The 14,762-nt window shown below is 35.9% G+C and carries 5 protein-coding genes; 4 read left to right on the top strand and 1 reads right to left on the bottom strand.

Going from position 1 to position 14,762, the window contains the following annotated elements; all coding sequences use genetic code 11:
- The 3 genes from EJA19_RS10715 (at window position 1) to EJA19_RS10705 (ending at window position 11,802) form a co-directional block, all read left to right on the top strand.
- Window positions 1-2,493, top strand: a complete 2,493-nt coding sequence (locus tag EJA19_RS10715) for a PorP/SprF family type IX secretion system membrane protein (protein ID WP_125468372.1) — start codon at window positions 1-3, stop codon at window positions 2,491-2,493.
- A 63-nt stretch (window positions 2,494-2,556) separates the two neighbouring features.
- Entirely contained in the window at window positions 2,557-10,785 is an 8,229-nt protein-coding gene (locus tag EJA19_RS10710) for a T9SS type B sorting domain-containing protein (RefSeq protein WP_125468371.1), read from the top strand.
- Window positions 10,786-10,827: 42 nt separating this feature from the next.
- Window positions 10,828-11,802 carry a PorP/SprF family type IX secretion system membrane protein gene (locus EJA19_RS10705; RefSeq protein WP_125468370.1) on the top strand — a complete coding sequence of 325 codons (975 nt, stop codon included), beginning with the start codon at window positions 10,828-10,830 and terminating at the stop codon, window positions 11,800-11,802.
- A 10-nt stretch (window positions 11,803-11,812) separates the two neighbouring features.
- On the opposite strand, the gene EJA19_RS10700 is transcribed toward EJA19_RS10705, so the two are convergent.
- Window positions 11,813-12,289 carry a SixA phosphatase family protein gene (locus tag EJA19_RS10700; RefSeq protein WP_125468369.1) on the bottom strand — a complete coding sequence of 159 codons (477 nt, stop codon included), beginning with the start codon at window positions 12,287-12,289 and terminating at the stop codon, window positions 11,813-11,815.
- Window positions 12,290-12,768: 479 nt separating this feature from the next.
- On the opposite strand from EJA19_RS10700, the gene EJA19_RS10695 reads away from it, so the two are divergent.
- Window positions 12,769-14,762, top strand: a 1,994-nt coding sequence (locus EJA19_RS10695) for an HYR-like domain-containing protein (RefSeq protein ID WP_148101711.1), incomplete at its 3' end; no start/stop codon positions are given.

Raw genomic sequence — 14,762 nt, 5'->3', positions numbered from 1 at the left:
ATGAAAACATTACTTTTTGCTATAATATCTCTTTTCTGCATTATGCAGATTGCCTATTCTCAAGATGATGGTGTGGTTGCTCTTGCGTTACCTTTAAGAAACTCATTAACTTACAATCAACATATAAACACTCCAACATTTAGTTTTGTTAGACAACAATACAAGTACATTAGTATAACGAATAAAAGAGAATGGATGCAATTTGAAAATGCACCTGTATCTTATTTAGTAAGCTATTCTGGTAGATTTAGGGAAAATATTGGTATTGGTATTAGTGCATTTCAACAAAACTACGGGGTTTTAACAACTTTTGGTGGAATTTTAAACTTTGCCTATAATGCAAGATTACAACGCGATAATAATTTAACTTTTGGTATTAATGTAGGTGCTTACCAAAGTGGTATTAATGATGGTAATGTAGTTACCAACACCCCAGACCCCTCACTAGAAAATATACCCTCTAATTTTTTATTAAGTGTAAGTCCTGGAATTAATTACGGAACGGTGTTTTTAGATTTTGGTGTAACAGTCAACAATCTTGTGCTTTACAATTTTACATCTTCTGAATTACTTAAAGACAATCCAGAACAAAGTATTCAACTCCACGCTATGTATACTGGGTATATGAACAGTCGCGGCTTTTTTGATGAAACAAAATTCACTGGATTAATAAAATCTGAATTTAAAAACGATAAAACCATTCTTTCTGGCGGCATTATGCTAACAGTTCCAAAAGGTATTTGGGCTCAAGCTGGTTATAATACTTTATATGGTGCATACGGCGGTTTAGGATTACATCTTACCGAACAAATATCCATAGAATACAATTACGAAAAAGCTGTAGGTGACTTATCTACATTAGGATCTGCTCACGAAATAACTCTAGCATACAAATTAAAGAATAGAGAACGATACGATTATAGTCGTGAGGATCGAGTAAGCGCTTTAATTTCTTCTAAGCCTAAAAAGAAACAATACTCTCAAGCAGATAAAGCCAAAGCGGAAGCTAACCGTAAAGCCGCTGCTGAAGCAAAAGAAGAAGCACGTTTAGCAGCTGAAGCAAAAGCTAAAGCAGAAGCTGAAGAACAGGCACGTCTTGCTGCTGAAGCAAAAGCTAAAACAGAAGCTGAAGAACAGGCACGTTTAGCGGCTGAAGCAAAAGCCAAAGCAGAAGCTGAAGAACAAGCACGTCTTGCTGCGGAAGCAAAAGCCAAAGCAGAAGCTGCAGAACAGGCACGTCTTGCTGCGGAAGCAAAAGCTAAAGCAGAAGCTGAAGAACAAGCACGTCTTGCTGCTGAAGCAAAAGCCAAAGCAGAAGCTGAAGAACAAGCACGTTTAGCGGCTGAAGCAAAAGCCAAAGCAGAAGCTGAAGAACAAGCACGTCTTGCTGCTGAAGCAAAAGCCAAAGCAGAAGCTGAAGAACAAGCACGTCTTGCTGCTGAAGCAAAAGCCAAAGCAGAAGCTGAAGAACAAGCACGTCTTGCTGCTGAAGCAAAAGCCAAAGTAGAAGCTGAAGAACAGGCTAAAGCAGAAGCTGAAGAACAGGCACGTCTTGCTGCTGATGCAAAAGCCAAAGCAGAAGCTGAAGAAGAAGCTAAAATAGATAGTATTCCTGTTGCTAATGATGACCTTTCAAAGTCTATGAATGAAATGGCTGAGTCTGTTGAAACTGCAAGAAAAGCTCAAATAGAGCTATTAAACAAGCTTGAAAAAGCTGTTGACGTAAAAGACCAAGACTTAAAAGACTTAAAACGTGAAAACGATTTAAGTGAACAAGGTATTTATCTAGACCCAAAACCGTTTAAAAGTACCACTGCTGAAAACAGACGCATAGAAGCTTTAAAAACAGAATTAGAACAAACAATAGCAGCAAGAAGTCAAGCTATAAAAGAACTTGAGTTATTACAAAACCAAAGAGAAGAAGACATTGATGTTATTCAGCTAGATGAAGTGTACTTATTCTATCAAAAGAAGTTAAAAACACTAAAAGAAGAACAAGCACAAGCCTTACAAGCAAAAGCAGCATTAGAGGCTAGATTAGAAAAAATTAACATAGCTACAGAATACGAAAGAAAACGTCGTATTAAACGCGCCCTATATAAAAACGAAGAAGATCGATATGCTCAAGATAGTTTAAAACTTGAAGCCATAAGAAAGAATACGGCATTAAGCACAAAACCATTACATGAAGATGATTTTGATTTTGGCGAAGAACGCTCAAGCGGTATTCAAATATTAAAGAACGTTACCAACACAGAAAATGGATATTATGCAGTATTAGCTGTACATACTGATGTTGAGAAAAGAGATGATTTCCTTAGAAAAGCAGTTTCAGCAGGCGAAAAGAATATTAACTTTTTCTACGATGTTAATACTAGTAAATATTACATCTATAATAAAAAGTATAATGATATAAGGTCTGCCAATGCAGCACTTAAAGAAAAAGGAAATCAACCATACAACAGCAAAATTTCAATAGTGAAAATTGAATAAATATAAAAAAGAGTCATTCTCACAACGCCCCAAAGTGAAAATGAAACTAAAATGTAGTACACCATGAAAACATCTACTTATTTAAAATCGGTACTTTTAATATTATTCATGTTTACTCAATACCTGAATAGTATAGCGCAAACATTCGAACCTTTTTCAATAAGAGAAAATATTGAAACTAAAGGTAGTATGTTAGTTATTGGAAACAATATTTTAGGTATTGATAACCAACCTCTTTACGATAACTCTATAGATAATCAAGATGTATCAATGCAATATATAGATATTGATAGTGATGCATCAACATTTAGTTCTAGTAGCGCAGACCTAGTGTTATCGCCGCATGAAGATGGAAGTGCCACAACATGTTACAGAGTAGCTTATGCTGCATTATATTGGGGAGCCTTTTTACAGGATGGAAGTAGATCCGATATCAACCAAGTAAAATTTAAAACACCCGAAAGTAGTACCTATACAGATATTACTGGTGAGGTTATATACGATGCTATTGTAAACCCTATTCTCTCTGAAGAAGGAGAACCAGGAAACACTCCTTATGCTTGCTACGCCGATGTTACCGATATATTAAACGGGTTAAACGACATTGAGGGGACTTATACTATGGCTAATGTAACTTCTAGTGAAGGTACTAACTTTTCTACAGGATTAGCTGCTGGATGGACACTTTTTGTTATTTATGAAGACCCTGAACTTCACACAAAATCATTTACTACATTTGATGGTTTTAGTCATATTTACGATGATCATTATGAAGAAATTCCGGTAACAGGATTTACAACACCACCTGCAGGACACATCGATTTACAATTTGCCTATGCAGCTCTTGATGGTGACAAAAACAATCGTGCTACAAAATTAGAAATAAACGGAAAAGAAGTTACAACACCATTAAGACCAGCTAATAGCTTTTTTGGCGCTGTTATAGAAAACACCAATGGTGTAACCCACCCAAGAGATCCTTTTGGTACAAATACACTTGGTTACGATACTGGTTTTTTAGAAATATTTAATTCAGAGCCTGAATATATAGGCAACAACGAAACTTCTGCTTCTTTTACTTTACAAGTTGCCCGTGGGCAAGCAGATCCTATTTTTTCATTCTTTAGTGCTTTTGCCGTAGATGTTATTTCTCCTGAAGTACCTCTAACCAAAATTGTAACAGATGAAAATGGCGTGGAGATAAATGGCGATGATGTTTATCTTGGGCAAAATTTATTTTATGAAATAAGCTACCAAAACACAGGAAATGAAGATGTTACAAATTTCACAATTACCGATGTTTTACCTGATAATATTGTATTCGATCCAGCCACAGATATAGATTTAAGTAACTCTGGAGGGGCCACACTTTTATCTTACGACCCCATAACAAGAACGTTAGTTTTCTCAATACCAGACGAATCAGTAGAAGTTGATGATCCAGAATTTGTTATTCGTTTAGCTGTTCAAGTTGTTCCTAATTGCTACGACTTAAGTCAAGCGTGCTCTAATGAAATTATTAACCAAGCATTTGGTTCTTATACAGGGGTTAATAGTGGTATTGTTATTGACGAACAAGCTAGTTATAACTCCGATGAATGTTTTATCGATCCACAACCAACCAACTTTTTAGTGGACATTTCAGACTGTAATTTCGAACGTGAAGAAGTCCTTTGTGGTGATAGTGTTATACTAACTGCTTCCGATGGATATGACTCCTACTCTTGGTCTACAAGCCCAACCGGAACACCTGTTATAGGAACAGGACAAACTTTTACAGCCACAGAACTTGGCACTTATTATGTAACTAATACAGCACCAGCAACCTGTTTATCTATACAAGAAGTTATAACCGTTGTATTATATGGTGAAACACAAACTAACCCTGTAATCCCTTATGCCGACGAAGTAGTAACCTGTCCAAACGACGGTAAACTTTTACCTAATATCTTTTTATGTGGCGCCAACGATACTCGAGATATTTTAACAGGTATTAGCGATGCCGTTTCAATTATTTGGGAACAACTAGACGAAAGTAGCTGCCCTGCAGTTAGCGACCCTGATTGTGCCAACGAAAACGATGCTTGTACTTGGAATCAAGTTGGTTCTGGGCCAGATTATACTGCAAACACAGCAGGACAATTTAGGTTAATTATAAATTATCCTGGTGGCTGCTATAGCATTTTTTACTTTAATGTTTATCAAAACTTACTAGACCCAACAGCAGTTGCTCAAGATATTATTTGTGACACACCAGGACAAATCACTGTTAATAATGTACCTAGTGGTTATGAATATAGTATTGATGGAGTAAACTACCAAGCTAGTAATATTTTTACAGTAACTTCTCCTGGATACTATATTATTTACATAAGACAAATTGGTGTAGACACTAACCCATGTATTTTCGAAACGCCAAGTGTTTATGTAAGAGCAAGAGATTTTTCAGTAACCACAAGTATAACTCAACCAGAATGTTATGGCGATATGGGTGGAGTCCATATGGCAGTTAACGATGCTTTACCACAATACTACTTTAGTGTTTACCAAAATGGGACATTAGTAGACAGCGTAGGACCAACTATGAGTAGTGATTATGATTTTAATTCATTAAATGCAGGGACTTATACAATAACCGCAAGTACAGATGATGGTTGTTTATATACTGAAGACATAGAAATTATAGAACCTCCATTGCTAACTGTAACAGCTGCCTTAACAACGCCTTTAACCTGTACAGATGGTGAAATTACAGTTTATCCTGAAGGAGGAACACCGCCATATGTTTACGAAATAAATGGCACGGACTTTCAAACTACCCCAGTTATTACAGTAGAGACTCCTGGTGTATATAATATTATTGTTCAAGACAGTAACAATTGTACTGCTGAAACGACTATAACAGTAGAAATAGTACCAGAACCAGATTTTACAGTAGCGCAAACCAATATTGCTTGTGCTGGTAATGATAATGGCTCAATTACTATTAATGTTACCAATGCTAATGGTAATACTTTAGAATATAGTATTGACGGTGGGGCAACTTTTACAAACTCACCAGTATTTACAAACTTACCTGAAGGCACTTATCAAGTAGTTGTACAATACAGTATAGGAACCTCTGTTTGCGAGACCACACCACAACCTATAACTATTACTGCAGCTCCACCTTTAAATGGTACAGCAGAGCTTTCCGCGCCTTATACATGTACTAACACAGGAACTATTTCTGTTACCGGCGTAACAGGAGGCACACCACCTTATTCTTATAGTATTGATGGTGTTAACTTCCAAACCGGCAATACATTTACAGGTTTATCTGCAGGCACATACACTATTACCATTCAAGATGCTAGTGGATGTACATTTATCGCAAATACTATTGTTATTGATGCATTAGATCCGCCTTCAGACCTAACATTTAATCATACACCACTATCTTGTCCTTCTAATGTATCTACTATTACAATTACAGGAGTAACTGGTGGAACAGGTGTTATTGAATATCAAATTATTGCACCAGCTTCAGCTGCTACACCTTATCAAACATCAAATACATTTAGTAATTTACCTCCTGGAACATATACATTTCAAGTTCGTGATGAAAACGACTGTACGTATAGTGAAACCTATACTATAGATCCTTTACCAGAACTTAACCTGAATACCATTCTTGATTCTGATTTAGATTGTACAGCAACTTCTGAAGCGGTTATTTCTGGTACAATTTCAGGTGGTACTGCACCTTACTCTTATGCTGTTTCCATTAATGGTGGTGCATACACAACCTTAGGTGCTACAGGAAATACGTTTACGTATACCACTTCAACTGCAGGAACCTATCAGTTCCAAATTACAGATGCTAATAATTGTACTATTGACTCTATTATACATACAGTAGAACCTATCACACCTCCAGCTTTAAGTTTAGTTACACAAGGTGAACCTATTCTATGTCATGGTGACAGTAATGCATCTATTGATATTACTATAGATACTAGTGTTGGTACACCGCCATTTACCATTAATGTTTACAATGATACAACGGGTACCGACTATGGTACACAAACTTCTGGTTTACCAGCTGGCAATTATACCGTAACAGTTACTGATGCTAAATCTTGTACTGCTACTGATACGATTACGATTACAGAACCGGACGATATTAATGTTAACTACCATACTGTAGATATTACTTGTACAGCAAGTGGTGTATCGCAAGGATCTATTATTATTGATAACGTTACTGGAGGTACAGCACCTTATAATTATTATGTTACAGGAACAAATGGCTATTCTAATTCAGAATTTAATGCTTCTGGAACAACATCGGTAAGTTTTGATGTGGTTGATTTCGGCCTTTATGAAATTAATGTTGTTGATGCCAACGGTTGTTCGGTACTTATACAAAATGTTCTTGTGGCCTCTCCTCCTACCGATTTAGATATTTATATTGAAACATCTGTAGATTGTACCACCGGTGGAGAAGCTGTTGTAAGTATAGGGTCTTCCTTAAGTAGTTCTGGTCCGTTTTATTTTAGTATTTATCAAGGACCTATCTCTGTTTACCCTGATCCTGCTGGTTCTTGGATTCCAGAAGACTCTCCTGGTAGTGAGTCGGCTACGTTTACAGGATTAACACCAGGTGTTAGTTACACTTTTATCGTTTACGATACCTCTACTAATTGTAGTTACTACGAGCCTGCTACAGCTCCAATACCAACAAACTCCACATTAACCGCTACAGCTGTAAGCGAAAGTAATATTACATGTACAGGTAGTGCCGATGGGTCTGTATCATTCAACATAAACAGTATCTATGGATCTTCTGTTGATGTTCATTATGAAATCTTTGATTCTTTAAGTCAAAACTCAACAGGAATTTCTGATAATGGTACGGTACCTGCTAACGGAACACTTACGGTTACCGATTTAGGTCCTTTACCTTTTGGAAATTACTATGTGTTAATTGAAGAAACTAGCGGTCCTAATGCAGGATGTAGTATTGCTACAATTCCTTTTAATATTACAGAATCGGCTAATCCATTAAGTTTAACGGTTTCAATAGACCAAAATGCAAATTGTAATCCTAATTCAGGAATTATTAGTGCAATTGGACATGATGGAACAGCACCATATCAATATCAAATAACAACAACAGCTGCTGCTCCTTCTGAAACAGATCCAGCTTGGGCATCAACAAATGTCTTTAATGTAGATGGTGGAGATTATTATGTACATGTTATGGATGCTTATGGGTGTATTGTAAGTAGTCCAGTAACAACTGTACCTACAGATCCTAGCCCAATTATTGATGCGATTGTAAACAATCAATGTACCGTTAATGAAGGAGAATTTGTAATTGATGTTAGTATGCCTACAGCAGGAATGCCTCCTTATAGTTTTAGTATTAATGGTGGTGCCTTCCAAACGCAAACAGTACCATTCTCTATCACTAATTTATCGTCTGGTACACATACTATAGAAGTTAACGACGTTAATGGTTGTGGTAATTTAGTTACTGTAACTATTGAACCGCCTTTAGATATCACACCTGAATTAACAACAGAACCATCGTGTAATAATGATGATGGAGAAATAACAATTACTGGAATAGGTGGCTCTGGAAATTATAGTTATTCCATTAGTCCTAATCCAACGTCTATCAGTCTAACAGGTAATGTATTTTCTGGTGTTCCTTCTGGAATTTATACCGTAACAATTACAGATGTTAATACATCATGTACTGCAGAAGCTACGATTTCTTTACCTGAAGCCACACAGCCAACAATAACAACAACACCAACCGCAGTAACTTGTTTTGGTGATAATTCAGGAACTTTTGAACTCCTTGTTAATGGCTATTCTGGCGCCTATACGTATGAAGTCTTTGATGATATAGGAATCTCTGTTTTAGGTCCTATCGCCACCAATACTTCAACAAACCCAGAAACTGTTTCTGGCTTAGCTTCTGGAAACTATACTGTGACTATTACAGAAACAGAAGTACCGTTTTGTAGTGCGACTTCAAATGTTATTATAAACTCCCCTACCCAAGCTTTAACATTAACTGTTTTAGAAACCTCTAATGTAACTTGTAATAACGATAGCGGAACCATTACGGCTACAGCTACTGGTGGGTGGGGTAATTACGAATATGAACTTACTGGAGATACTACTGTTGCATATTCTCCTAATGGAACATTTACAGGATTATCAGCTGGTAATTATACTGTTAATGTTAGAGATGATTCAAATTGTATCGCTTCAGAAAGCATTACGTTAGTAGAACCAACACCAATTAATGCTACTTTTACTCCAAGCACTAATATGTTAGCTTGTTTTGGAGATCAAAATGCTTCTATAACAATAACTAATGTTACTGGCGGACAAGGTAGCAACTATACATATACCTTAAATACTATTTTACCAACACCTAGCACATCTGGTCCACAAACATCTAACGTATTTGATAATTTAGGAGCTGGCACATATACTATAACTATTGAAGATGGTTACAGTTGTGAAATGACGTCTGCAAACATTGTTATAGATCAACCAACACCTGTTGATGTTAATCTTGTTACGCAATCCACACAAACATGTTTAAATGATGCAACACTTACTTTGAGTGCTTCAGGGGGAACAGCACCATACACGTATAGTAACGATGCCAGTTTTACTAATGTTTTAGGAAGTTTCAATAGTTCAGTTACATTTACTGTAAGTGAAGGCACACATAGTTTTTATGTACAAGATGCTAATGGTTGTGCAACTAATGTTTCCAACGAAATCACGGTTGATCCTTTACAACCTTTAGTTATAAATTTAGATTCAACAAATCCAACTATAAATTGTGCAGGAGATAATACAGGTAGCATTATAGCTTCGGCCGAAGGTGGTCTTGGAAATTATGTGTATGAATTACAAGATAGCTCTGGAAATACTATTAATGCAACTCAAAACACACCTGGTGTATTTACTAATCTAATTGCTGGTACTTACATGGTGTATGTAGAAAGTGACGATTGTACAGAAACAACTGCACTTATTACAATTACAGAACCAGATACATCTCTAGATGCCACGTTTACTGTTAGCGATGTAACTTGTTACGGTTCGAATAATGGTATGTTAGAGATTAATGCTACAGGTGGTACAGGTACTATTATGTATGCTATTTCACCACAAATGGATCAATTTTTTGAGACCAATGTATTTGAAAATTTAGCACCAGGAACTTACGATGTTATTGTACAAGATGAACTAGGTTGCTATATCATGCACAGCTTTACGGTTAACGAACCAACACCAGTAATGCTTAGTATTGTACCTAATTCTATCTTCCCAGAAGTATGCGAAGGAGATCTAGATGGTGAGTTTAGTATTACTATTTCTGGAGGATCTTTACCATATAGCGTTAGTTTAGATAGCTACGATGGTCCTTATTCTACAGGTGATGCTACACAAACACAATTCGATTTCACAGGTTTAAGCGGTGGCGATCATATTGTTTTTGTTCGTGATGCTGAAGGTTGCGAATCTGAATGGAATATCACTATGCCAGAATCCGTAACTATTAATCCAACTGTTATTGTTGAATATGGTTGTGTTGATAACATTTCAGGTAATACCGTTACAGTAATGGTTGATGAAAGTATTGATACATCACTTGTGGATTATTCACTAAATGGTGGACCATACCAAACTAGTAACATTTTCACCAATTTACCTGCTGGTCAAAATCACTATGTTGATGTAAGACACACCAATGGCTGTATCCAATCTACAGAATTCTTTAGTATTGAAACATACGACCCGTTAACCTTAACATTAACCGAAGGAGAATTGAATGAAATTATCGCTACAGCTAACGGTGGTACTGGCGATTATGAGTTCACTTTTAACGGTGATAATTACGGTAGTACTAACACATTTATAATCACCTATTCTGGTACACATACTGTAACAGTAACCGATACTAATGGTTGTACTGCTGTTGCAACTATTGATATGGAGTTTGTAGATGTTTGTGTTCCTAATTACTTTACGCCTAATGGCGATGGTGTTTTAGACCAATGGGGACCTGGGTGTGCCCTAGCCTACCCTAACTTAGAATTCTCCATTTTTGATAGATATGGTAGAAAAGTTGCCACTTTAAGAATAGGTGAAAAATGGGATGGTAGATACAAAGGTAACGAACTCCCTACTGGAGATTATTGGTATGTTGTAAACTTAAATAGTTCTGATGTTGACAAAAATATTGTCGGTCATTTTACACTATATAGATAACTAAAAAAACTAGGCCCCAATTACCTAATAAAACTTATAGATATGAAAAAAATTATCATATATATCCTACTTGTAATGGCTAGTAAAGGCTATACACAGGAGTTAAATTTACCTGTTTGGACACAATATTTGGCCGATAACGACTTTGTTGTTTCACCAACCTATGCTGGTATTGGCGATAATGTAAGAATTAGAGTTAATGGTTTAACACAGTGGGTAGGAATTAAAAACGCCCCAGATAATCAAGCGCTTTATGCCGATTTTAGAATTGCTAATCGCGATGGTGTTGGTATTTCTTTATATAATGACAAAAATGGTAACACCAGACAAAAAGGGGTTAAACTCTCTTATGCGCATCATTTAATTTTAGATTATACCTCTAGACAGTTTTTATCATTAGGCCTATCATATAACCTTAATAGCTTTAGAGTAGATATTGAAAATTTTGAAACCGATTACGAAAACCCTGTTCTAGATCCATATGTTACAGATGATCGTTCAACATCTAACAACAACTTCGATGTTGGTGCTTTATACCGTTATGGAGGCTTTTATTTTAGTTTTAACTTAAATAATCTGTTAGATAAAGATATTGATGATTATACTGGCGTAGAACCTAGTTTGCTTAGAAATTATCAAATTTACTCAGGCTATGTTATACAAAGTAAAACCAATAAACGTGTAGAGTTTGAACCTTCAGTCTTTTATCAATTGTTTAGTAGTGATAATCGTTCTAGTACCGATATTAATTTTAAATACAGAAAGTATAACCGAAAAGAAGATTATTATTGGGTAGGTGTTTCTTACCGCTTTCTTAACGACCAATTTTTTAACCCGCTAAATATTGGTCCAATGGCTGGAATTATGAAATCTGGATTCTATTTTGCATATTCCTATCAAATTACAACTAACGATCTAGCAGGTTATAACTCCGGAACCCACATGATAACTTTAGGATTTGATTTCTTACAAGGTTTAAGTAATTGCTCGTGTACCGATGGTAGAATTTTATTTTAATTTGTTTGATTTACCTAAAGTTTTTGGGAAATAAAGTTAAAACAGTATGGCCATTTTGTATGCTTTTCCAGTTGTCTGTCTCGAAAGACATAACAACCAAACCACTTGTTGGTAAATTGTCTATATATTTATTTCCTAGAGTGTTAATTATTGACGTCAATCCATAATTATGGCCAAAAACCATTAACGTCCCAATACTGTTATCGCAGGAGTGAACAACCTCCAAGACTTGTCTTCCTGAAAAATCATATAAACTATGATTAAGCTTAAAATCGAAGTTTAAAACACTAGAAAATATCTTAGCCGTAGTTTTTGCTCTAACAGCATCACTAGATAAAACCAAATCTGGACTGTAACCTCTCTTCTCTAGTTCTTGAGCAATTATTTGAGCATCATTTTCGCCCCTTTGCTTTAATGGGCGGTAAAAATCATCAACATCATACTTCCATGATGATTTTCCATGCCTAACAATTATAAGATTTTTCATAAAAACACGATTAAATACATTTTTTTTCGATTAAATGTTGATTATTTAAGATAAAAGGTATATTTTAGTCCAATAAATTTATTAAAAGCTATTAATCAACATTAAACTAAAGGAACGCTATGATAACACAATCATTCCCAAAGCTACAATAAACTAAAAATTTATCACTCGTTTATCAATATAAAATAACCGATAAAGTGTTTACAACACTCCCTTTATCGAAAATTTGAGTGATTAATCATTTTTATTTGATTGAATTCTAAAATCGCTCTTAATTTGTAGTGTAAGCTATTAATTAATTATGATTTTTTATCGAAAACAACACTTAATCCATTTTAGTACTCTCTAGAAAGAGTACTGCTCCCCCTCACATTTTAATTTGCATATAAGTACCATTAATAGGTAACTAATTGTAATCGATTATAGCTATTAAAAGTTAATATTAAAGTTTTTTTACTATCAGTAAAACATACCAGCTTATGAAAACAAGTGCTTTTAAGAATAAACTGCTAAAAATAGCAACCTGCCTGATGCTTCTGGTAGGTAGCAATATTTACGGGCAAATAGCAAATGTACTGGAAATTAGCAATGTTAATTGTGTTCCAGATCCTAATGCAAACTGTACCTCTAGTAGTGTGAAAATTTTAGGTGCATTCATTGGAGATGAAAACGGCGTGCCTTTAACTAGTGATAATGTAGCTAATTATGATGCCAACGATGATTTTTATGTGTATGCTCAAGTTGATGCTACAGGTAATAAATTTGATTTATTTATTCAATTTACATTAATTAAATATCTAAATGATGGTACAAGAACAGAAACATTAGTAGAAGCTCATGCATCAGGTTCTACTGTTGATGGAAATTATCAAGTAAATTATCCTATCCCTGGTTATGTTTTAGCAGGGGAAATAAACTCATTATATGGTCTTGAAGATATTCTCCTTACTTGGGATAATACAGATGATAACACTCCAACTTGTCCAAACGGAAATTATTCGGCTTGTAATGGTACCATACCAGATCAAATAGCCGTTGGCCCTTTTCTAGTGGTTCCACAATTTGATCCAATTAGTTGTTTTGGTGATACCACAGATGTTACATTAATAGCAGGTGGCGGTAATTCACCGTACACATTTACTTATCTAAATAACAACACAAACGCAACTGCAACAAATAGTACTGGAATATTCAGTAATTTACCTGCAGGTAATTATACATTTACATCTACAGATTCTAGTAACCCGCAAAGAGAGGTTATTCAAAATATTACTATAAATCAGCCAACCCAGGTTGAAAACACAGTTAATGCTCCAACACTTTCTTGTTCAACAGGAACAACAACTGTTACTTTTACAGCTAGTGGTGGTACGCCACCTTATACTTATGTAGACAATGGAAATACTACTGGAGGTACATCTTCTTGGAATAGTTCAACAAATGAACTAATTTATACAGGAGTTTCAGAAGGCTCTATATTTGTTTCATTCTTCGATGCGAACGGTTGTGTTGCTTCAAACAACATCACAATAGAAGCGGTTGATCAAACTCCTCCTTCTATAACCGCTCCTGATGATTATGATTTACAAGGATGTGATGTTTCAGTTATTACAGATTTACCATATAATGATGTAGGAACTTCAATAACTCTTGCTGAACTACAATCTGCTTTAGGAGGGAACGGAAACGCGTCAGATGATAATAACATTGATTCAATAACCTATATAGATACACAAACAGGAACATGTCCTATTATAGTTGAGAGAACGTTTACTGTTTCTGATGGGTGTAGTAGTTCCGAAGCAGTACAATACATAGAAATTAACCAACCTATGTTTACCGTACCAGCTAGTGAAACGGAAACAGTGGATTGTTTAGCTGATGCTGTACAACCTACCGCGCCTGTCGTAGCTGATGCTTGTGGTAATGATATCACACCGGTAATCACTGAAAATGCTGATCCAGCTTGTGAAGGGGCGAAAGTCTATACCTTTACCTATACCGATTGTGCTAATAACGAAGCCGTATATACCTATACGTATAATATCGAATTACCGGCATTTACTGTACCAGCTAGTGAAACGGAAACAGTGGATTGTTTAGCTGATGCTGTACAACCTACCGCGCCTGTCGTAGCTGATGCTTGTGGTAATGATATCACACCGGTAATCACTGAAAATGCTGATCCAGCTTGTGAAGGGGCGAAAGTCTATACCTTTACCTATACCGATTGTGCTAATAACGAAGCGGTATACACCTATACGTATAATATCGAATTACCGGCATTTACTGTACCAGCTAGTGAAACGGAAACAGTGGATTGTTTAGCTGATGCTGTACAACCTACCGCGCCTGTCGTAGCCGATGCTTGTGGTAATGATATCACACCGGTAATTACTGAAAATGCTGATCCAGCTTGTGAAGGGGCGAAAGTCTATACCTTTACCTATACCGATTGTGCTAATAACGAAGC

Origin of the sequence: Mangrovimonas spongiae, from assembly GCF_003944795.1 — a bacterium.
Taxonomy (GTDB): Bacteria; Bacteroidota; Bacteroidia; order Flavobacteriales; family Flavobacteriaceae; genus Mangrovimonas; species Mangrovimonas spongiae.
This window is presented reverse-complemented; position numbering and strand designations above follow the sequence as displayed.